Annotated in this window: 25 protein-coding genes; all 25 read right to left on the minus strand. The window is 38.4% G+C overall.

Annotation, left to right across the window (positions count from 1 at the left end):
* Positions 1-93: 93 nt before the first annotated feature.
* The gene (locus LZ575_RS01165) at positions 94-936 is read right to left on the minus strand and encodes a hypothetical protein (RefSeq protein ID WP_235327806.1); all 843 of its coding nucleotides are present in this window, start codon (positions 934-936) and stop codon (positions 94-96) included.
* A 553-nt stretch (positions 937-1,489) separates the two neighbouring features.
* Positions 1,490-1,768, minus strand: coding sequence for a type I restriction-modification system subunit M N-terminal domain-containing protein (locus tag LZ575_RS01170; protein WP_235327808.1), 279 nt, complete (start codon positions 1,766-1,768; stop codon positions 1,490-1,492).
* A gap of 10 nt (positions 1,769-1,778) precedes the next feature.
* A complete protein-coding gene (locus tag LZ575_RS01175; protein ID WP_235327811.1) occupies positions 1,779-2,783 on the minus strand; it encodes a UDP-N-acetylglucosamine-transferase in 1,005 nt (334 codons plus the stop codon).
* Between the two features lie 13 nt (positions 2,784-2,796).
* Positions 2,797-3,078, minus strand: coding sequence for a hypothetical protein (locus LZ575_RS01180; protein WP_235327813.1), 282 nt, complete (start codon positions 3,076-3,078; stop codon positions 2,797-2,799).
* Between the two features lie 23 nt (positions 3,079-3,101).
* The gene (locus LZ575_RS01185; protein ID WP_235327815.1) at positions 3,102-3,881 is read right to left on the minus strand and encodes a hypothetical protein; all 780 of its coding nucleotides are present in this window, start codon (positions 3,879-3,881) and stop codon (positions 3,102-3,104) included.
* Positions 3,882-3,936: 55 nt separating this feature from the next.
* Positions 3,937-4,263: a hypothetical protein gene (locus tag LZ575_RS01190; RefSeq protein WP_235327817.1), complete on the minus strand. Its 327-nt coding sequence runs from the start codon at positions 4,261-4,263 to the stop codon at positions 3,937-3,939.
* Positions 4,264-4,390: 127 nt separating this feature from the next.
* Positions 4,391-5,644 (minus strand): hypothetical protein, encoded by a 1,254-nt coding sequence (locus LZ575_RS01195; RefSeq protein WP_235327819.1) that lies wholly within the window; start codon positions 5,642-5,644, stop codon positions 4,391-4,393.
* The gene (locus tag LZ575_RS01200) at positions 5,590-6,018 is read right to left on the minus strand and encodes a hypothetical protein (RefSeq protein ID WP_235327821.1); all 429 of its coding nucleotides are present in this window, start codon (positions 6,016-6,018) and stop codon (positions 5,590-5,592) included. The genes LZ575_RS01195 and LZ575_RS01200 overlap by 55 nt, the downstream gene beginning before the upstream one ends.
* Positions 6,019-6,039: 21 nt before the next feature.
* Positions 6,040-6,234 (minus strand): hypothetical protein, encoded by a 195-nt coding sequence (locus tag LZ575_RS01205; RefSeq protein WP_235327823.1) that lies wholly within the window; start codon positions 6,232-6,234, stop codon positions 6,040-6,042.
* A 13-nt stretch (positions 6,235-6,247) separates the two neighbouring features.
* On the minus strand, positions 6,248-7,648 hold the full coding sequence (locus LZ575_RS01210; RefSeq protein ID WP_235327825.1) for a hypothetical protein: 1,401 nt from the start codon (positions 7,646-7,648) through the stop codon (positions 6,248-6,250).
* A 14-nt stretch (positions 7,649-7,662) separates the two neighbouring features.
* The gene (locus LZ575_RS01215) at positions 7,663-7,926 is read right to left on the minus strand and encodes a hypothetical protein (RefSeq protein ID WP_235327827.1); all 264 of its coding nucleotides are present in this window, start codon (positions 7,924-7,926) and stop codon (positions 7,663-7,665) included.
* Entirely contained in the window at positions 7,923-8,486 is a 564-nt protein-coding gene (locus LZ575_RS01220) for a hypothetical protein (RefSeq protein WP_235327829.1), read from the minus strand. Before LZ575_RS01220 ends, LZ575_RS01215 begins: the two co-directional genes overlap by 4 nt.
* A 68-nt stretch (positions 8,487-8,554) precedes the next feature.
* On the minus strand, positions 8,555-9,058 hold the full coding sequence (locus LZ575_RS01225) for a hypothetical protein (RefSeq protein ID WP_235327831.1): 504 nt from the start codon (positions 9,056-9,058) through the stop codon (positions 8,555-8,557).
* A gap of 62 nt (positions 9,059-9,120) precedes the next feature.
* Positions 9,121-9,327, minus strand: a complete 207-nt coding sequence (locus tag LZ575_RS01230) for a hypothetical protein (RefSeq protein ID WP_235327833.1) — start codon at positions 9,325-9,327, stop codon at positions 9,121-9,123.
* A gap of 44 nt (positions 9,328-9,371) precedes the next feature.
* The gene (locus LZ575_RS01235) at positions 9,372-10,820 is read right to left on the minus strand and encodes a hypothetical protein (RefSeq protein ID WP_235327835.1); all 1,449 of its coding nucleotides are present in this window, start codon (positions 10,818-10,820) and stop codon (positions 9,372-9,374) included.
* Between the two features lie 12 nt (positions 10,821-10,832).
* The gene (locus LZ575_RS01240; protein ID WP_235327837.1) at positions 10,833-12,590 is read right to left on the minus strand and encodes a hypothetical protein; all 1,758 of its coding nucleotides are present in this window, start codon (positions 12,588-12,590) and stop codon (positions 10,833-10,835) included.
* 4 nt (positions 12,591-12,594) lie between these two features.
* Positions 12,595-12,996: a hypothetical protein gene (locus LZ575_RS01245; RefSeq protein ID WP_235327839.1), complete on the minus strand. Its 402-nt coding sequence runs from the start codon at positions 12,994-12,996 to the stop codon at positions 12,595-12,597.
* A gap of 11 nt (positions 12,997-13,007) precedes the next feature.
* The gene (locus tag LZ575_RS01250; protein ID WP_235327841.1) at positions 13,008-13,316 is read right to left on the minus strand and encodes a hypothetical protein; all 309 of its coding nucleotides are present in this window, start codon (positions 13,314-13,316) and stop codon (positions 13,008-13,010) included.
* 70 nt (positions 13,317-13,386) lie between these two features.
* The gene (locus LZ575_RS01255; protein WP_235327843.1) at positions 13,387-13,896 is read right to left on the minus strand and encodes a hypothetical protein; all 510 of its coding nucleotides are present in this window, start codon (positions 13,894-13,896) and stop codon (positions 13,387-13,389) included.
* A complete protein-coding gene (locus LZ575_RS01260; protein WP_235327845.1) occupies positions 13,889-15,538 on the minus strand; it encodes a hypothetical protein in 1,650 nt (549 codons plus the stop codon). Before LZ575_RS01260 ends, LZ575_RS01255 begins: the two co-directional genes overlap by 8 nt.
* A 30-nt stretch (positions 15,539-15,568) precedes the next feature.
* Positions 15,569-17,746 carry a hypothetical protein gene (locus LZ575_RS22175; protein WP_255702724.1) on the minus strand — a complete coding sequence of 726 codons (2,178 nt, stop codon included), beginning with the start codon at positions 17,744-17,746 and terminating at the stop codon, positions 15,569-15,571.
* Positions 17,706-18,233 (minus strand): hypothetical protein, encoded by a 528-nt coding sequence (locus LZ575_RS01270; RefSeq protein ID WP_235327847.1) that lies wholly within the window; start codon positions 18,231-18,233, stop codon positions 17,706-17,708. Before LZ575_RS01270 ends, LZ575_RS22175 begins: the two co-directional genes overlap by 41 nt.
* A 19-nt stretch (positions 18,234-18,252) precedes the next feature.
* Positions 18,253-19,188 carry a hypothetical protein gene (locus tag LZ575_RS01275; RefSeq protein ID WP_235327849.1) on the minus strand — a complete coding sequence of 312 codons (936 nt, stop codon included), beginning with the start codon at positions 19,186-19,188 and terminating at the stop codon, positions 18,253-18,255.
* A 272-nt stretch (positions 19,189-19,460) separates the two neighbouring features.
* Entirely contained in the window at positions 19,461-20,174 is a 714-nt protein-coding gene (locus LZ575_RS01280; RefSeq protein WP_235327851.1) for a TIGR02594 family protein, read from the minus strand.
* A 440-nt stretch (positions 20,175-20,614) separates the two neighbouring features.
* Complete coding sequence (locus tag LZ575_RS01285; RefSeq protein ID WP_235327853.1) at positions 20,615-21,472, minus strand: AraC family transcriptional regulator; 858 nt, start codon at positions 21,470-21,472, stop codon at positions 20,615-20,617.
* Positions 21,473-21,872 lie beyond the last annotated feature (400 nt).

Consider the following 21,872-nt stretch of genomic DNA (forward strand, 5'->3'; position numbering starts at 1 on the left):
TCTTTTATTCTTTGGAGAAAAGTTCTCCACTGGAGTTATAAAATTTTGTTCTATAAATATTTCCTGAGGCATCTTTATACTCTATCTTATAGTTTAGATCCTTTTATTTTTTCCAATACTCGATAGACCCGCACATCTCATAATTTTTCCTTTGTCCCCAGGTGTAAGCAAACCTTCAGAACTCCACGTATTAAGTAATTTGGAGACCGCTCTTACAAATTGCCCATGATTTCTGTAAGTCCCGGCTTCCAGAAGATTAATCATATGCTGCATTGTTGAACCCGTGTTTGTTACCGCATTTGTTACACCAGTGTCACACCCATCAATTTCTATAGTGCCTTGGATGTCACAATTTATTCCCCATGTTCGAATTTCATAATCAAATAGAGGGTACCCACAACTTTGAACATCCATCACGGCAACAGTGTAAGTTCCTGTACTAGGTAGTACATAATTTTCCAAAAAAGGATCTCCAAAGCAGTCCATTGGAATCTCATCATCTCTCCATTCCAGAAAGGTCATATTTTCCCCACCATCATATATTGTTACGCCTTCAGTTCCAGTTGAAGTACCAAAAAATAATGAAAAGCCTGGATCCATAGTAGAAGTAATTCTGGTAACAACAATAGAAATTACATCTCCGGCAGTACCGTTGAAATGATAATAGTCCCAATAATCAGAATTTGAAAATGAATTTTGGAAATTATGGGTTGTGTGCCAGGATGTACCACATAACTCTGTAGAGTTGATACTTACATTATGATTTTTAGATACTTCGTTATTTTCAATTAAAGTTTTAATGAGTTCCATTTTATCAATAGAAATACTCTCCTTATTAAAATCAGAATTATTCGTAGGATCAAATGCTTCTTTTTCACAGCTAACTGTCAAAACACCCATTAAAAACAGGTTACAAATAATAAAAAGTTTTTTCATAATTTTTAAATTTCGAATTAAGTTTAAGTAAGCAAACTGCCAGTAATAAATTAGTTTCTCCTAATTCTAAAGTTTTTAAGGTTAGATTAGTGGTTAGGACTTTTGCATTTATGTAGACACTCCATTCAATCAAAAAATCTTTTTATCGACTTAAAGTTTATTGCTACATTACTTAAAGATATTTGTTTGATAATTAGAGATATATAGGTAAAAACCCTCCTTGTTTATTAAAGATGAGAGATAGGATTCTTATTCTTTTTATGAAGAAAAAATTTATATTCATTTTATAATCAGGTTGAATTTATTTAAGTGATGCCACAGCCAGTAAAGTAAATCATGAAAACATATTTACCTTAGAATTTAGCGAAGCTGAGAAAGAATTTACTGGTTTCATATCAAAAGAAAGGTCCCGCAGCTTCAGGTTCATAAGGCACAACATCAAAGTTTGTGCGGTCATTTCCTGCTCCGTATTTTCCTTCAAATACTGCCAGGAAGCGGTTTCCGGAATTTTAAAGGTATTCCGCGAACGGTATTCATCCCGGTCCTCCAGGACTTAAATGATCTCCTCCTTATCTGTAGTGTAATAATCAGATGCCGAACCATTCAGCTGCTCCTTCAGTTCGTCGGGCACAACCTCGTAGCGTTCGCTAAGGTGCTTTGCGAAAATAAGGGGTAGGATGTTGTTTTTATAGTTATTCTCAGATACCGCGCCGCGCAATTCGTTCACTGCATCCCAGAGTTCTTTTTCAAAATCAATGTCTGCTTTTGACATTAAATGGGAAAATAGGTTGGTTATGGGAACCAGGTTCCTGTTGTCTTGATCTCTAAACAACACTGATGTTTTAAAAATTCTTCAACATTTTTGTCCAATCATTATGTTCAATATCCAAATTTTTAAGAGAAGGCGGTTTACTTAGTAAAGCATCTTCAGTAACTTGTTGGGTTTCGAATTTTAAACCTGCATATTTTTCATAATCATTTAAGCTTCGCTGGTTTCCAAGTTGAAAATTATTGCCGATTGAAATGCCATTTGAGTCACATAGTCCAAAAATTATTTGATGTCGTTTTTTGGCTTCCTGGTCCTTAATATGCCATTCTTTGTCATCATCCCACTGCTTTACCCGGTGTTTTCGTGTGTATTCATGCCAGGCCACAACCATGTTGGGATGGAAAGGTTCATACCCGTTAGTAAAAGCACGAACCGTTATGTTTATTTCTTCACCTATAAAATAGTAAAAGGGATCATGCGGTACTTCATAGCAGAAATCACCTGTTGTAAAAGCAAAATGGGCCGAGTAAAACCTTGCAGGAACAGGCTTATTTAAATCCACATTTTTGTCGATCCAGGTGGGTCGAAATGTAACAATACCTTCTTCGGAAAAGCCGCAAATACTGTTTTGCCAAAAATCCAGCGAACGACCCATTGGATCGTTTTCGGGTTCATAGCTGGGCAGGTAAGCTGTTAATAGAGGTTTTGGGTGTCCATTTATCACCAATTGGTGATACATGTTTTCGAGATGAACATCCCACAACGGGAAAAACCTGTGGTGTGAATCCAATTGAAGTGTAAATTGTTCTCCTTTATACTGCTGCTGCAAAAGATTTCTGGCCCAGCAGCAGCCTTTGGAATCTTTGTGTGGTACATCAACAATTCTGAACCTGTAGTCATTACAGTATAATTCTCCAAACTTATCCCATTCATCGGCAGGATCATGTTGCCAGCAAATACCAAATCTCAGTCTGTCGGGATTGCTGCAGTTTTCTACCAAATTTTTAACAGTAGGCAGCAATTCCCAATCGCGATATGAAGCAATTTGAACGAATATTAGTCCGTTATTAGAGGCCATATTCCCGAAATTTTTAAGGCTGGAGATCAGTCCAAAATTGTCTTATATTACCATTATCATAAATCGCAAATCCCTTACCATCGGGGTCTTCATTTAATGCAAGATAATGCTTGTAGAAATTTATGATATTCGTGAAGTCTATGCCGTAAGTGTCTCTATTACGAGGTATTACCATTACCGTTTCTGATGAGCGCAAACCTCCCGATGCTCTTTCATAATCGGAATATACACCCAAAAAAGCAGCCCTGCAGTTAATCCCGTTGTCCAAAACGAAACGGCCCGGGTAGCAGCGCAAAATGCCCCTTTTTACAAAAGCTTTTAAGTCTCCAAGAGTTCTGGTAAATGTTCTTTCATAGGTGGAAGTTGGAAAAAAATACTGTCAGTTGCGTAATGTTCGCTTGCGAAGCTTGAGGATACAGTGATTACAAACGAATCGCTATTGGTATGGGTACCCAGGGTTTTTGATCTGTATGCACAACTACGGGTAACCGAATATAGCACATTGTAGTAGGCGCGCGGAAAAAGACAGCCCCACACCCAGCAATACCCATCGGGCGCAAATGCATTTCTAAAATTCGTCCAGGTTGTAACATCAAGATTATTGGCAAAAAAATCTTTTGCTCGTCCGTCTTTGTCCCAGGGATCCCTTTCAAGAAAATGGGCACCGTCAATTCTATAGTCTTCGCGCTGAAAGGAATTAACCAGAATGGGCCCATCGAACCAACCGTGCCCAATAATACTGAATTCTTTCAGGGTTCCGGGATCTGAAGCTCCTAAATTGGCAATAAACCTGTAGCAATCTGTAATGGACAGTACCTGGGTATCCTGCTGGATAAAATGTTTTTGACGGTAGTGTGTACTTCTGGATATCGGGATAAAAGTAGTTGACTCAAGTACCCAATTGTCCCGATTATTACTGTTGTTGCGCTCAATTTTTCCGGATTTGGTGTCCAATCGAATGAACTCCATGTCAGAATCATTAACCCAAGTCGGATTTTGCTTCAAAAGGTAATTTTTCCTCCTATTGGCCAAACTTGTAAAATCCACCCCACTATTCTCATAATCGTAACCTGCCACCAAAACAACATATCGCTTCATGGTTCATTTTGTTTTATGGTTAGAATAAAGTTTCATCTGGAATTCTTACATTTTCTCAAGGCACAATAATCGATTTCGTGTTTAATGGGGTGAAATTGGTTTTTTCCTTGATACCGCTGTTAAATCTTTTATTGATACGCCATTCCACTTTGTCTTCAACTGGAAATGATTTGATTATTTTTTCGGGAATTTTGTCTCCTGAAAATTGAATGACCTCTACATTTTCGTTATTGTCATTGATACGGAATTCCAGTTTAAATTCCTTAAGATCCAATCCGGCAGGGGATTTTCCCTCCCAAATAATTTCTACATCGCGTTTGTTGATGGCTTCCAAATTTAGAACCAGTGCATTGGATTGTATTCCACCTTGTCCTATTTCCACTAACTTTGCATCCGCCGTTATCGCAGTAGCTATATAGGAAATTTTGTCGTTCTCTGAACTTAAATTGATTGTGATATCTCCAATATTAAAATCGGGACCTGCAATTCGATAGATCTTTTTTTGTAGTTCATCTATGGTTAAGCGAATCGATCATGATCTCCAACAAAATTTCCCTTACATTTTCTGTTTTACCTGCAATTACCGGAAACAATTCAAATTTCGATTTAAGGAAAGGTTTATTTACAATAACTTCATCATCCTGCAGATAGATAAATTCAGTAGTGATAGAAGGCCTATTGTCGCTAAAATGAAAAGTCTTTTCAAGAGCCACAAACAAACCGTTTTTGTTTTTTCCGCGCACGATCCAGGTCTCTTTTTGATCGGCATTTTTCAAGCTTATCAATTGCGTGTCAATTAATGTTCCATCTACATCTTTTAAATGGAAATTCAGGTCGATGGATTTCATTTCAGCAAAATCAATATTTCCAGATTCAATGGTTATTTTTTTATAGAAAGTATAAGAATCCGGAAAGATGATGAGGTCATTGAAACCGCTTTTAAATGGCTCGGTCATGATTTCTGAAGGGCTGCTTATTTGCCTGTGGGAAGGCTTGTACCGAAATTTTAATTGATAGTAGTATCCAAAAGGTTCGTCCTTGTCATAATTCCATGCCAGGTTTTTACTTTCTTTATTTCCTTTGCTGAACGTAAATCCTGCAATGGATTGTACACCATCGGGAATGGAAAAGTGACCTTCCTTTGGATTCTCGTTTACTCCGTTTTTCATCCTCCAGATCAACAATTCCGCACTCAACAAATCGGCTTCTTCTTTATCAAAATCATATTCGAGGAACACATCCAATTCCTGTTCGCGCCAAAGTTCACCAAACCGGATAACCTGAATGTATTTGTCTTTATTGGTGGCAATTTGTTTTCCCATAACCCATAAATGGGATTGGGGATTATGGGTTCTTACAATGGTGGATCTTTCACGGTAATCAACTTCCAGTATTTTGTTTTGACTTATATTTTCTTTGGTGAAACGATAGCTGACCCCAATATTAATGGAAGGTGCAGATCCTCCTCCAGCATTGAGAGGAATTGTAGGGGTAAAGGGGTTTACATAAGGCTGAAACATTTCTCGAAGGATGCTGGTTTTGAAATCTTCAATCATCTCATCCATCATTTTTTTTGTTTCTTCATTTTCTGCCTGACTGATCACTTCGATTTTTAGATCACCATCTTCTTCCAACTTCCTTGTGAGCCATCCAAATTCTGCGCCCAATGATACTTTTACGGCATAAATTGGTATCTCAACTTTAACGCCTAACTGGTGTGAAATGCTTTCAAAGCACCGATCCAGATTGGCCCAAATGCGCATGTCCAATGCTTAAGTCTCATAGCGTTAAACTTTAGATCGTACATTATTCCGGCAAGAGAGCCTGCGTCGCCGTTTAGAGCACTCAGTATAATGGAAGTGCCTCTTCTATCAAGCCTTATATTGAAAACAGAATCAAGAGTTGACGACACAAGAGATGGTTTTTTGGAACCTACTACACTTTTGACAAAACTGTCTTCATTGATGCTCTCCGGATTAGTGGTATCAGAATCGAGAACAATAAGGTTTACTGAGCCATCCTTCCAAAATGGGACGGAAGTTTTAAGATCTGTATTGATGGCAATCAATTCTTTTACAGCAGTTATAGCTTTTTGAAGTCTTTCCGGTTGTACTGTGCATTCTACCCCAAGCTGCAAAATGGAGCTAAGCTGAATTTCTTAAAGCATCGAGCCCCCCGTTTCCACATCACCTTCGCTAAAAACAGAAAGGTTCATTTCATAAAAGCCAGGCACTTCTTCCTGGGGTGCCAGTTTCACCTCGTCGGGAAAATAATAAACTAAATCAACCTGTTCATGGTCGCCATAAAAGATTAATCCTTCGTGTTGTCCTAATGGTTTAGATAAATCGAGCATGGTTCTGTCTTTATTACCAAATGTTTTCTGGTATATGGATTTCAATTTTATCAATTACATTCGTTTCCCAATTTGTTTTGTAATTGTTTCCTGATTTACTTCTCACCCTTTCCATGTGCTTAAATTCCTTATGGTTAAAATTGGGCATGGGATGCTTGAAGGTAACAGTATCACCAATTTTTTCAAATGGCAACCTTCCGCTTTCAACAAGTATGTTGTTTTCTAAATCTTCATACACAAATTCAATGGTAACCGATTTTATATCGAATCTTTCAAAATGGGGACAGCTTGCAAGGGTTGCCCGGAGAATTCGTTCAGCAGCAATTTTATCTGTAATGGCCAGGGCCGGACCCTCATGGCTTTTCCAGGGCCCCTGAATGATGTTGCCATCAATACTGATCCTGGTTATGCGGTATTCAAATTTTTCTTTGGGCGTTTTTAAGCTGGTAACTACAGATAATTTAGTATTACCTGTTTCTGCGGAAAAATCGAATTTGTTTAAAATTAAATCTTTCCTTTCGGCATCCTCAATTCGTGTTTCCAAAATTAGTTTATGAGTGGCCGTCCAGTCGCCATGACAAAATATTTCAACCGACCATTTATTTTCAAATGGATTGGGTATAAAAAAGAATCCTTCTGGCACGTCCTCAAAACCAGCCTTGTGTTCATTCAATTCTTTAAGGAAATAGGTGATCGTTAACTTAAATTTAAGTTCAATGTTTTTTCCTGCTACAATGGAAACTGTCTTCTGGGTAAAATCAAAATTATTAAGTAAAAAAGTCTTTTGTAGTACGGGCAGACCATTTACCTTATCCAGGCATTCCACAAATATTTCAATCAAATGCGCGGTATCAAGAATTGCAGTATCATCAAGGTTAAGGGATAAGGTGTAAGTTTTGAAGTATTGTTCTGGATTAAAGTATATAAATGACGACACTTCCTGTTTCCAGTCGAGTTCCAATTTGTCTGGTAAATTGCTTCCTTCTGTTTTGGTAAAAACGGTAGCTTTATAACTATATATATATTCCACATTTTTTTCGCGGTTAAAATTGAAAACAGCTTTTGTTTTTTCGGGAGAATCAAAAACAAGACTTTGAGTTGCGACTGCCACATTGGAATCCTTATTTAAGACCCTGCAATTGAGTAGCACCGATTTTATGTTGGTATCAGTAAAACTGTCGGCAGGTAAATTCACCTCGACTGATTGGTTGATAAAAGGAATCTCATCAAGTTTTATCCATTTTATTTTGTCCTTTATTCCGCCTATACGTCGCAGCATTGATATGAGTAAAGACTGTGGATAATAGGGGTAAAGTTTAGCATTTTTCTGATTTAAATTTATTTCAGAACTTATAAGTTGTTCCTCATCAATGTTTCTTAAAATATGATGGCCCCCAATGGCCACCGAAGCCAAAACCCGACTTACACTTAAGCAGCAATTCTGTCTTCAGTTTTTTCACCAGCACTGAGCGGGGATGGGGCCGGATCAAATATTTTTTTGAGAACTTCGGTTTTAAGCTCGTTCAGCATACTTTTTAATGCCTCCGCTTTTATGTCAGGATCAAGCTCTTCTATCTGTATATCAATAGCACTGGTTTCCTTAAGTTCATCTATCGTTTCAGTAATCTCATCGGTGTAGAAAATGAAATTCTCTTTATCGAATTTTTCAAAATGATGATATACTTTTTTCAATCTACTTTCATGGTAGCTTTAAATACAGGGGCTATGCCTAACATATTTAAACTGTAGTGAATGCTTGCCGCGACCACATCGGAATTAAGTGCAGCTATCAACAACTTCGCCTGGTCGCCTGTGGTTTTGGCTACCAATGCTGCGTTGTTGTCGCCCATAACGGAGGAATTGATTTCGGGACTTATATACCATTTTTTAGGATCTGATTCTTCGCCAGCCTGTGCCAACATCATTTTCACCTTTCCATCATGAATAGGCGCAGGAACCAATTGTTTTGGGGGTTGACCATGGATTTTGCTGATGGCTTTTCGGGCATCTTGTAAGGCCTCTTCTCCTGGTGCAAGGCTAATGTCTATCATAATACCTGCTTCCAAAATACTTTCTCTTTCGCCCACGCCTGATTCGGGTATAATGGCATAGGCTTCAATTTGCGGCGCACCATCAGTGTTGATGATGATATTGGGTTCTACACACACATAGTAAAAAACATCGGGATTGAGGTCATCGCTAAAAATTGTGAGATTTCCCGATTGTATAAATGGCGGTTTGTAACTTAACATGGTTATTTCTCTTATTTTATTTAGGCATAAGCCAAATAGTGAACTATGAATTGCACGCCAGGTTTAATTTATGCATCCCTTAATAATAAAATCGAACTGTTTCCATTTCCCGAAACATCCTTTTCGATCCCATTGACATCAATCAGTTTTAAATTATAGTTGTAGGCAACCGAGTTATTATCGGCCCTTGGAATATACCATTGAATAGGCTCAGTATCTTTGTTTAGCATCCATTCTTGCAATATGGCAGAACCATTGACATCAGCCTGTAGACTTAATAATGCACTTGCGTACTTTGTACCCAGTTGTAGCATGGAATGATCAATCCTCACTACCTTAAAGGGTAGGATCACAGTTTCTTCCGACTTTCCATTGATCCAGGGCGATTTTGTGATGGCGGATTTTGAAATCATCTTATATTGGTACTGAAAGTCATTTTTTTCCCGATCTACCAAAAGTATTTTAGCCATTGCCGAATCCCATTCATCTTCGGCTGAAAGTTCAATTTTAGCATTACTATGGAAATTATTCTCTTCATCATTGTATTTAAATTCTACAATGATTTTCTTCATTGAACCGTCAGGTACCTGCCCTAATTCTACGGGGATATCCAGTGTGTCCTGGTAGGGAGATTCTACAATAATGGTTGTTGTCCCATTTTCAGTTGCGTAATATTTTTTTCGGGCATGTCCACGGTTGTACCGTCTTTAGAAAAATATTTTGTTTTGTAGACCAAAGGTGCATCAAGGTTTTTACCTACCAAACGTTTAAAATTTGCACCCTCGGGATCAGTAGGTTTTATGACCAGCGTTTGTTCAAAATAGTCTGCATCTTCAGGCATTTTATAGCTTAGGTCCACCTGGATGGCAACAATTTCATTGTCGCCTAAGTCAGGGATAGTAAGATGGGATGGGGCTTAAAATTAAGGTCAAAATATCCTTTTTGCCCAACGTTGATTACGATATCCTGATAAACTGATTTTCCCTCCATTACAAGGGGTTCGGAAAGGCCATTAAAAAAGATTTCAGAGGTGTATTCAGCAACTCCATCATCATTTTTTGGTCTGCGTAGATGCCAGGTATCGGTGAAGTTATTTTTATTGAAAATAACCGAATGCTTCTGGTCTGCTTTTGGATAGCGGATATCCAGTTTTACTGTATTCACCATGGGCTCTTTATCCCATTGGGCGTTTACCACACTGTTTATGGTAATGGTTTCCACCTCAGATTTGCTAAGATCTACCAATTTTGTTACCGCCTGTTTTCTTGATTCGGGAATTTTTTCAAGGAAATTCATGATGGTTCCCTGGGGGTTTATACCCCATTCAACAACATCCTGCTGGCTGAAGCGAAGTTCAACAAATGAATTTACTTCTTCTTTAACGAGGGTAAGCAGGGATGATTTCCTTTCTTCAGGGGTCATTCCCACAATCCTGCTTTTAATGATTTCCTTTATTTTTTCTTCAATTATGCCAATAGCCAGGTTGCGCAATTGACTTACATTTTCATCTGAAATTTCAGTAGATCCTTTTTTGACTTCAATGTTTACCAATCCTGTTTCCAATAAGGTGCTGGTTATTGATTTTACATCTATACGTTCCACATCTGCATCCTCGCATCCCTGATCCATATTAATGATTTTTCGCTCCGCTTCCCTTTCAATCATACTGGATTGACTCGATCCCGCCCAGGCCCTTATCTCAAGACTGGGAAGTCGCATCATAAACTTAAGTTCATAACGAATACTAATGGCCTTTCCACCATCTTTAAGCGATTTATACCAAACAGCAGCTCCAGTTGGGCTTAGCCTTAATGCAAATGCAGCATTATTATCGCCTATGAGACTTGCAGGACCTCCGGCAGAGGACCAGGTTACCATATCTCCTCCGGTTTCTTCCAAAAGAGTTACTGTGCCTTTGGTAAAATTGACCGCTCCAAAGCGAAGTTCCTTTACTGAGGGTATACTTGGCTCTGGGGTGGTGCTTGAACCTGAAGCCTTGGAAATGAGTGCCAGGCGTTCCTTTTCTGCTTTTATTAAAGCATTTCTTCTGCTATTCTGTACCCCGGATGATTTAAGTTTGGCGGAGATCTCGTTGAGTACTTCCTCGCTAACAGCAAGATTGGCATCAAAATTAACCCAGCCGCCCTCAAGGCCTGCTACACTGGTTGATTCTCCCTGGGCTCTGTCCGTCCAAAACAAACCACTAAAAATGGGTTCGCCATTTTCCATTTTAATTTCGGGAGAAGTTTTTAGGGCATAAAAAAGATTGCAATCTTCATCATCGGGATAAACAACTACATTCTTATGGCTCAAGACACTGGGTATTGTTATCATAGCATTTCAATATTAGGGATTTGACAAAGGTTGCGGGTTAACAGATAAAAAATCCGTTGCAGTGCTTTCCGGAATTAACCAATCGGTCCAATGAGGTGGGTTAATGATGTAAATGGTACCAACTCGGTATTGATATTTTCTTTCTTTTAATTGTTGCGATTTTAATATTTCACTTATACTTCTTGACATTTCAAGGACCGAAATTGAACTGTCTATTTTTAACTTTACAGAAAAAGTTTGTCCTTTTTCATTTTTTATTTCCGTGATAACATGACTTACCTGGGTATAAGGTGATTTAATGGGATCGTCTAAGTCGTTCCATCTTTCAAATAGAGGACAAGAAATTTCCAACCGCCATACTTGGGGATCTCCAGTCGCAAAATCGATAAGGCGTTCCAATACTTTCCCAGGATCATTTAAAATAGAAATTCCGTAGGGTTCACAAACAATGTCCGTCCATAATTCCGGTTCATCATTTTCATCGGTTTCGGGTTTTATGACAACGGGCATAGCAGAACCTTTTTGCAAACTGGCAGGCCAAGTGGCTTCCAAAACTGGGTCATATTCGGCGTCGTAAACACTTCCTTCAATTTGGGAAAGAAGGGTAAGGTCAATCCCTTTTAGCAAAACATCAAAATTGTTGGTGTTGTTTACATTTACACCCTTGATTACATGAATTTCATCCTGTGTTGCAACATCTGCATTTATAGCCAGATTCACTCCAGCCAATTTGCTTATATTAAGCTCAACAGGAACTTTATGTATTTTGGTGACATCACCCTCCTCCGCACTTAAAAGTTCGAATGCTATATCGCCAATAATAATGCCTTCATTCTCACCTATTTCACGTCGAAAATTATCAAAGGAATCAAACTTGCATTCCACATTGAGTACAAAACCATTGACCGGGTCGATTTCTGCAATAGTTTCAGGAATTTTGCCAGTAAGTACCGCATTTTCTCCTGAATAAACCGAACGCAGTTCAAATCGAACAGATTTGTAACCACCCAGTCGCAATTCGCAGTATTTGGTTAATCCCTTTGTAATTTTATTTAATTCACGATATAAATCTTTTTTAGCCAAAGCATTGTAATAAGGGACCAAAGTAATGGCCATGATGATTTTGTAGTTTTCCAGCTGATCATCTTCACCTGCTATCATGCTTATGGAAATGCGTGGATCGCCATTTTGTTCTTTGGCTTTAATTCTAAAAACCTGGGGCAGGAAATTAAAAACATCCAATTGTGAGGTGGGCTGGTAAGCTATGGTATAGTTCTCACCTGCTTTTGGTATGGTTACTATTTTCCATGCTTTGTCTTTGGTGCCAAACTCTTCGGCCAATGGTCCAAATACCAATTCATCATCCCTGGTGTAGGCTCTCGTAATCAGGGCTTTTAAATCTATTTTTTGGGGATCGGTAAATTTTACTTCATTGTTAGAAGGAGTTGGTTTTGGTGGGATTGCTTGTGGCCCTTTAAGAAGTTCGGTATGAGGTCTCAGGTTTTGGATACTTAATTTCCTTTTGCCCAATGTTTGGTGAGTGACAACTTTTGCCATTGACGCCTTGAAAAGAGGAGTGGTCCTTATATGCGTTGATATAAATGGCTTACCCCCTGAAGTTGGTTTAGCTGGCATTTGCCACCACAACTCTGCCTGAACTGTTAATTGAAAGGCTGCAATACCGCTAGGGCTCCTCAATTGAATAAGTAAGGGTTGTATTTCAGTTTTGGCAATGCTGGTTTGGGCATGTAAATTTTGAGAAATATTCACTGCATTAACAGCTAAGCGACTGGGTAATAGTTAGAGGTTTTTCCACTTTCCTTCCCGCCGATTCAAATGAAAGTAAAATGGATGGTTTTATAATACTTAATGGTATAACATCGGGTTCATCTCTATATACTTCTATAATACATTTTAAGGTAATCTCCTCTGTTTTTTCATCTCTTTCAAAATTAAACGCATCGGATACTGGATTTAAATCTGTTGCAGGATTGTTTTTAAGTCTGAATTTGGGTTGACCATATTTTTTGCCGTTATAAACATATACGGCATCCGGATTTTTAGGCTCTTCATTCAGCGTATTATACATCACTAAATTGAACCGGAGCAAAGGTTTAAGATCCAGAACCATTTTTTGTGCTGTAAATAATTTTTTACCCTTAATATCGTCTGGCATGGCTTTAAATTTTATGGATTAACAGGCGGTGTAACAGTAGGTTGGGGCTCCACAGGAGGATTGTCAATTGCCTGAGGATCTTCAATCAATAACAATCCGGAGGTGTTTTCCTGTAAGGGTACATCAATTGGCGAAGAGCCTGCTTTTGCAAATTTCAGTGTATATTTAAATGGCTGACTGTTGTTCGAAAAGGGCATCACTTCAAAAGATTGCATTGGATTGGCGCTATCAAGCCGAATGTTTTTTGAAACCTTATAATTGTTTTCAGGTTCGTTATAATCAACACTTACGTAAACGACCTGCCATTGACTCCAATCCAAAAGTCCGCCATCAATAGTTAAGACTTTAAGTTTTCGACCCAGAGTGATAGGCGGAATGTCATCATCACTCTCAGCATCTATCCAGGGACTGAGTGGCTACAATTCCATCTTTGTATTGCACAAAATGTCTGTATTTAAAGGATTTTCCGGATCCTTCCTGCAATCGCATACTCCAATCCCAGGTTTCTGATGCGGTAAACCATTTGGAAAATTCCTCTTTGACGCCTTTGGATGTATCTTCATAAAGAATTTCGATTTTTGCAGTTTGAACTGTTGCGGGATCGAGAATCAAATCGAATGACGCCTTGGCCCGGCTGGTGAGCAAATCATCAATCATTAAGGTATCCCTGGTGTCTGTTTTTGTTTCACCTAAAATTTCCTTGCCATCGTGATATATGTATTTCACTTTATAGCTGTACTGCTTGTCTTTTTTACCATACATATAACACCTCCAATTGTCGGTGAGGTTTTCCTTATTCAATCTTATCTCTTTTCGAGTGTCTGGTTTATTAGGCTCAGCAGTATATTCAAGATTTACAATGGCTTCTTTAATCAGATTCCAGTCAATGTCACTAAGCAATGCAGTTTACTGTAACAAATCCCAGCTTATCATAAGAAATAATAAGGGCACGATCGCTGATGTTTTCTAATGTGATGGGAGGTGGCGCTTCAGCTGTTCCTATATAAGAAATTTTTGCCTCTGCATTGTAAAAATCAATCAATTCTCCTTTGGCATTTCGAGCCATGGTTACGCGGAAAGTGTAGATTTCCTGACCCGTTTTAAATAGAAAAGATTTTGAATTTTCGCGAACCATATTGCTCGCTGCGTCCCTTTGGCTATAGCTTATATTTACAATAATGCTATGGATATTGTCTGTGCCAAAATCAGCATTTACGCCTACTTGCACCTCTAAAATCTGCACCCTCGGACTGCTGATATCGATTTCTTTAACAAGCGATTTTAATTGTTCCTGGCTCAGTTTGGTGGTCAGGCTACCATTTGGATATCTTCTAAATTCAACAGTGCCGTTTTTCTTAAAGTTGAAATTTAATGATGTGATTTTAGTTTTGTCGACATTGCTTTGAAAGTAATAATGAGTTTCTACATTAGGCCTGTTTCTTTCAGCAGCTGATACGCCCACGTCTGGATTGGGTCCAGATTTTGGTTGCTCATCTTCTTCCTCTTCTGGTTGTTTTTCATCACCAATAAAAGCCGTTTGAAAAAAGTTAGGAATTATGGTTTGCATAATAACTTCCATAAGGGATGTACGTAAACTGGTTTCAATTTCTTTCAATTCTTCACTGTTGGCAGCGACATCACCAAAATCTGTTATTTCAATGTTGATGACTTTGCGATCAATTAATTCTTCCACCATTTTGCTGATATCGGTTTTGCTGGCGGTTACGCTTCTGCTATCGGTTCTTTTGTAAGTAAAGAACCCGATTTCAGTTTTGATTCCTCCGCGTCTAAATTTGCTGTAGTCTTCCTTATACGATTCCATTGCAGAGAAAATCTGAGAACTGTTTGCTGATACTTTAATTTCAAGATTTGGTATAAAAGCAAAGCCTTTCAATTCGTATCGAACAATAGCTTGCAAAGGCGTTAAGTTTCCTTTGTCTTTATCGCCCTGGTAACCTTTGGTTAAGGCATCAAACATTAGCTGGCTGCCTTCAATGCCAAATGTGGCATAGAATGCAGCTGCGTTGGAGCCTACCAAAGCAGGCTTAACTTCTGAGCTCGATTGTTTTTTGAAAGTCTCTCCAAGGCCTTCCAGAATTTCGAGTCTTGCTACGCCATCTTTCCAGGTATTAGGAGTGCCTAATTTGATTTTGGGTTTATTGCTTCCGGCAATTTTTATAAAAGCAGGCCTTCCTGCCCTCAGCTTCGAATAAAGTTTGGTGAAATTTAAATTCGGTTTATCAAGAATTGACTCGAGGTAATCCGTAATTTTTTTATGCTCTTCAGCAGAAATGGAAAGATCTGTAGTGAACAACAATTGTCCTAATTGGGTTTCAACCAATTCTTTGTTGGAACTACTGGCATAGGCTATGTCGGCATTTCTGGAAAAAAAGTTAAAACTTAATTGAGGGTTGCCTTCGTTATCTTCAGCAATGCGAGGCCTACCTCTGAGGACATAAAAAGTATCTTCTTTTTCATGGTCACGAAAGATTTCTAAATCGTCTAAACCAGGAACTTTTATGGTTGGAAATAACATTAACATGATAATTAATTTTATGGTTCTTACTAATTATTAAATATTGGTTATTCTTAATAGCAATTCGTTAAGGCCAGAAGGGACAACGATGTTTTGTGCTTCATCGGTACCATCGCGTTTTAAAATCAAGACTACGGCTGTGAGAGGGTCATTTACATCTACATTGGGCAAAACAATTGTTTCTTCCATTTTGTCTTTTTTAAGCATCACGGTTTCCAATGGGTTGGCGCCTGCCGCATCGATATCAAAAACCTGCACTTGTATGGCGGCAATTGTGCCGGAGAAGGTATCGGCTCCCAACAGAGTGGAAATTTTTAGAATTTTAATTCCACAATTTTCTAGACTTATTGGTGGCTGTTCGATAGTATAGTTTCGTTCCAGTCCCTGAACTATATCGCCGTTTAATAGAATAAAATCTGTTTGAGCTCTCCAGGTTCGGGGGTCATCTTCTTCTACAACAATGGTAAAGTTTTGCTGAACCAAATCCTGCCCTCCTCCATTCAGGACCAGAGCCTTACTAAACTGCTCACCAATGCCATTGCTATAAACCACTTTTACAATTGCTTTGGAAATGAGCTGCCCAGGATTTACCAAAATTGGACTGATTACCAATATTCTGGCTTCGGGTCTGTTAACAATAACCTGTGAACTCACCTGGTTGGCAAATTCCTGTTCAATTTTTTCTTGTCTGAAGAAAAATATGTCTCTACGGAAATACCTGAATACGCCTGGAGTTTTTGGGAAAATGAGGAATTTTTTTAGGAGGGTGTTGTCTTTATTAAAAATGACTGTTTTCCCACTTCCTTCTTCTTCTGGTGAAACAAAAACCTGTACAGATTGGACACCATCTTCTTCAAAATCTATTGTCCCGGGCTGGAGTTCCACCGGAATGAGAGGCGAATGGTCAGAAATGTTCACGGCAATATCCCTTTCTGTAACATCTGTAAAATCGCGGCTTCTCACCTTTGTTTCATGCGAACCTATAAGTGATCCTGCCTTATGAATAAATTCCACATAATAATCATAAGTAAGAGTTCCATATTGATCTGTAAAAAATTCCAAATTTGTTCTGGGCTTGGAAGGACTGACTACATAACTTTCCTGGTGCAATCTCCTGGTTTTGTCACCTTCAGCCCCTTTAAAACCGTAGGATAAATGCACAATGGCTTCTTCAATCTGAAATTCTTCAAAATCAAGTGCTGATCTAATTTCGATAGCAATTTTTTTGAAAGGACCTTCTCCAAGCCGGACCAACAATACCTGATCCTCTGCTTTAAAATCTGTTCCGTCAAGGGAAAGCATACCTGAAGGATAAATTTTATTGGTGAGGGCCATAGCCTTTGAATAGGTGAAGGTCCGTTTAACCTGTTGGCTAATAGATCGGTGCTGCAATTGATACCCGGCATTAATGGAAATGCTGGTATCTATTCTTTGGTTATTGTTTCCATTAGGAACATCCGGAGGTGTACCTGTTGTAGTTGGCGGAGTTCCTAAACTGGGTGGAGGGGTAGTGCTTTGGGTAGGAGGCAGGGTACTTCCCGGAGGCAAGGTACTACCCGGAGGTGTTGTGGTTTCAGGAGGGGGGCTGCTGCTTATAGGTGGTGGTGCGGAAGTGCGTGGAGGTGGTATGCTGGAGCCTGGCGGGGGCACAGTTGTTTCGCCGCCGCCATTGTCCGGCGGAGTGGGAGTTTCGGGTCCTTCAGAAGGTTCAGGAACAGGAGTGGCTGTAGGGGTAGAGGGTGTGGCTGATGGTGTTGGTGTGGCCGATGGTTCTGGTGTGGTCGATGGCTGTGGTGTAGCCGACGGACCAGGGGTGCCATCTCTCTCGGAGGGCAAGGTACTACCCAAAACATTATAATCTTCATTGGGTATGGCCGTGGGATTAAACATGATAGGCAACATTAGTTCTTTCACAATCTTCATGTGATCTTCTATTGTTGGAGCCCCGTCGCCCGAACTTTCACCGGAAAAATCGGTTTCCTTAATGGTGATAACGCCTGTGTTTACCAGGTCGCGCATAATAAGATCAATATCGTTGTTTGATACAATTTTGAGTGATGGTGAACCCAGGCTGAAATCAGCATCTATGTGGTGGTGCCAAAATTCTTCTGTGGCTTTAAAGTCAACGGTAATTTCTAAATTGTAAGCAGGTGCTAAGCCTTTGTATTGCAGTTCATAATTGACCACAGCCTGTGTCTGCTTTCCTTTCTTCATAATATCCCATAAGACCTGGGCTAAGCAAACCTCCAACCCGAACAGAAAAGACGGCAGTCTGCACTCCGTACAAAGATGGTTTGGTTGACCCGGCAATGGTCATTTTTAATGGATCACTGGGGTTAGAATCATCACTACCAAACATCACAAGCTTGACCGAACCATCAAAAAAATCGGCTTGTGATAAACGAATATTATCACCTTCAGTACCCTTTAATTCTTCTAAAATAGCTTCCACTTCACGAGCATTTGGCCCGAGTTCAACTTCAAGCGAAAGAAAACCGCCTGTCCTTTCAATATCTTTGGAAAAATCAGGATCTGTTCCTTCAATTACCTCACCGTCAACATATGCAACGAAATGGATTTTCTTTCCGTTGTCAGCAATCTTTGCTTTTTCAGACGGTAAGTAATAAAACTGTTGGCTGTTATGCGAATCGCGGTGAACAGTGATACCGTTGATGATTTGTTTATGCTCTAACGCTAACATAATTCAGGTTTTATGGTTATTAAGTAATGCCAAAATGTTTTATTTTTGTCTTTATCTTTTCCAAAGGAATGGTAGACCCTATTTTAGGAGAACAAATATTCTGAAAGAATTCGAAAGCAGAACTGGCGGACTCATTTACTAATTTCCCATCGATTTCCCCCTTATAATAAGGCTTTCCGGTTCGTGCATCCAAGGATTGGGAAAGGATGGTTTGCAGCTCCTGAACTGATTCCCCTTCACTGCCGTACCTCAGTTCTATGCTTCCCTTTGGTTGTTTGGAATACGTAAAATCTTCATAATTGAAAAGCATAAAGGAATAATCCCTACTTTTTTGTTTATCAAGGAAATTGTAAAAATATTCCCAGCTATTCCAGTGGCTGGATGAATATTGATTACGTTGATATAATTTGGGGCATCCGCACACTGTGATGCAGCCCGAACTATCCACAGGCAGGTTCAATAATGACATTTCATTTTCCTTTACTCCGGGTTCATAACCTGTGGCATGTAAATTATCACCTGCAAAAACCACCTGGTGATTGGCGTCTTCAAAAGAAAAATCCAAACCGGAAGTAACTCGTACCAATTTAGGTTTGTACACCAAAGCCTGACCGTTCATTAGAAAAGCGGGGTACTGTATAAAATCCGAATTGCGTGGATGCAAACCTTTGCTAAGTGTATAATTACCGGGGCATAGAATGTTGAACTCTGCCCTTTTTTGAGGCATTCGTGTTAGGTATTCAGTAGAAGGAAGTGAACTTCCCGGATAAACTGCAAGTTTGTTGGTTTGTTCATTCCAAATGCCTATAGTGCAACAGGGGGAGCTATAATTAATTGGGGTGGCACTTAGTTCGTGTGAAGATGAAAATTCATATCCTTCTTCGGGTTTTCCAACAAGTGCTACAACAGGCAAAGAGCCTCTAATTCCGAATAAATAATGAACTTGACCGTCCAATTTAAAGTGAAATTTATTACAAACTTCCCTTACTAAGTCATTATTTAATTCCATAATAAATCTGGATTACATCAGTTATAAATTTTTAGAATTGGAATACTATTTAATATATCCAATCTGTGGATAGGTTTACTTGTTTGGCCTGAAATCCTTTTGTAAAGTAGTTCTCTAGTTAGGGTTATAGCCTTTATGGGTGTAAACATGAGGGTATTTTTATATCATTCTTTTTATAATTTTTCGGATTTCATCAATAATTTTTGAGGCTTTAGCAATCAGGATGTTTTATGATTTTGAAGTATTCCCGGTTCCAACGGTTTTCGAGCAGCCTTTATCTCATACGTAAGTTGTTGTTTTGTAGCCTCATCAAAAACTCCCGATATCTTCAGGTGTAAGTGATTTGCCTGAAATAACTTAAGTGCATTTTCTGTTTTTATACCGAATATGCCATCTGAAGTTCCTGGATTACATCCTACTAATTTTAGAGCATCCTGAAGCAATATGATTTTCTCACCTACATCTCCACGTTGTAGGTTCTTATGGGAGAACTGCATGTCCTCCACTGGACGTAACCGACGAAATCCAAGTAATTGAGATGCAGAATAAGCAGTTTCGCTCACCATATTTCCCTGATTTCCGCCCAGGGTATAAATACGACTTTTATCCTGGGAGTAACCCATATAAATTCCAACGTGGCCCATATACGAATTTGGGCTTTCTCTCCAATAGATAACAATGTCTCCTGGTTCCGGATCCAAAACTGGTAATCCTACGTGTAGCCAGGATCTTGCATTTGCCTTTCCACTATGCTCCAAACCCACTTTTTTGGCCAGGTAGTTTAAAAAAATGCTACACCAGGGTGTTTCATCATCTTTTATGTATGAAAAACCCGCTTCTTTAGCATAATTAACAATCTTAGGATTATGCTTAGAACCGGAAATTTCTTTAGTTCCTATTTCACGAAAGGCTTTTTCTATTAAAGCATTCATATGGAAATAAATAAAGGTTTATAGTTAGAATCTAAAGGAACTGATGAAAAAAAATTCAGTAAATGTAAAACAGCGGGTCTTACAGGGAGAGTAAAACTGCTTTGTTCACTTTATCTAGCACAGCCAAAAAAGTTTGAGCCCCACTGCTAATAAAATGAGAAGGTCGAAAAAAGAAAAATTATATACGGTGCGAAGAAAGTAGGGTAACTTCTTAAATATTTTTTGTCTTACAATTTCGTAAGCATTATTTTCAGAATGGAAAAAATAACAAATCTTTGAAATAACGGCTTATTGCGTAATACTTATGCAGCTAAATGAAGGAACAAATAATACTTATATTTCAAATGTATTAGAAAAAAAAATTTACAACATAGTATAAAAGCGACATTTAAACATTTAAAGAATAAAATTCTTACAAAATAAAAAATGGAGTTATGAATTTATTCCATTAGTCTTTGAAGTTTAATTGACATTTTAAATTCTTCTTCTTCAATGTATCCGGGTGTACATCCTACAAAAGATTTAAAATCATGGATAAAGTGCATATGATCGTAATATCCAAATCGATATGCAATATTAACCCAGGGAGTTGATGGATGAGCTTCTTTATATTTATAAGCTTGTGAGAATCTCACAAGCTTTGAATAATGTTTTGGAGACACACCAATTCTGCTTAGGGCAATGCGCTCCAATTGTCTTATGCTTACGCAAGATTGTGACGCAACATCTTCTATAGAAACATTTCCACTAGCGCGTATTAATTGTAATATTGCAATATCAAAAGGTTTGGAGGGTTGTAAGTTTATTAATTTTAAAAGTAGATATTTTTGAATAATTGTATTGATCTCTTCGTCTCCCTTAGCTTCAACAATACGCGCAAAAAGAGTTTCTATTTCCGTTCCTAAAATATCCCGGGCATTCAACCATTTATTTATAATTTTGCAATGAGGTATGTTTGTCATGCGATATAATCCAGAAGGCTTAAACGCTACCACCACACATTTATAGAGTCTTCCCAAATCCAGTTTGGAGGTGAGTAATTGTGGACCAATTAATAATATCCCGGGACAAATTTCATATTTAGTATTTATATTTTTAATTCGAATCCTGTCAGCAAGATGTATGCAAAGGAATTGAGAATAGTTAGGAACATAAGTGTATAAATGTGACAAATGTTTTTCAGTAGCAAAATTGACATGAACAATTTTGAGGCTTTCAATAAACTCCAGCAGATCCGGGTGAGGGTTTAAATCGACGCACAACATCTTTTTAGAAAAATATCTTACTAATATAAACATTTTAGAGCTAGCAAGCCTCTGAATTACAACAGCAAATCGAACCTACAGTAATTTGTAAGAGAGATGTCAGCACTCTGATATTTTGAAATTTAATTTTTTTTAAATTTTGCCAGGCATTACAATTTAATCCTAGCAGCGGTTAAAGCAGGAAATGACGTCGAGAGTAGGGGCAAAGGATTTAATTGGATAGACGACCAAATTTCTATTTGAGGGTTACGAATTTTGGAATAACTAAAGAAAAGAAATATCAGACGAAACTTTGCTAAATAATTTTTCATAAGATTTGCTTTATGTAAGCTGGACCAAAGAATTTTATTCGGAAGGATCAGGGGAATGTTTAAATTTGTTAGGTTAATTTCACAATATTAATTAACTTTAATACAGTTGCAAATTATTGAAA

Source organism: Antarcticibacterium sp. 1MA-6-2 (assembly GCF_021535135.1).
Classification (GTDB): Bacteria; Bacteroidota; Bacteroidia; order Flavobacteriales; family Flavobacteriaceae; genus Gillisia.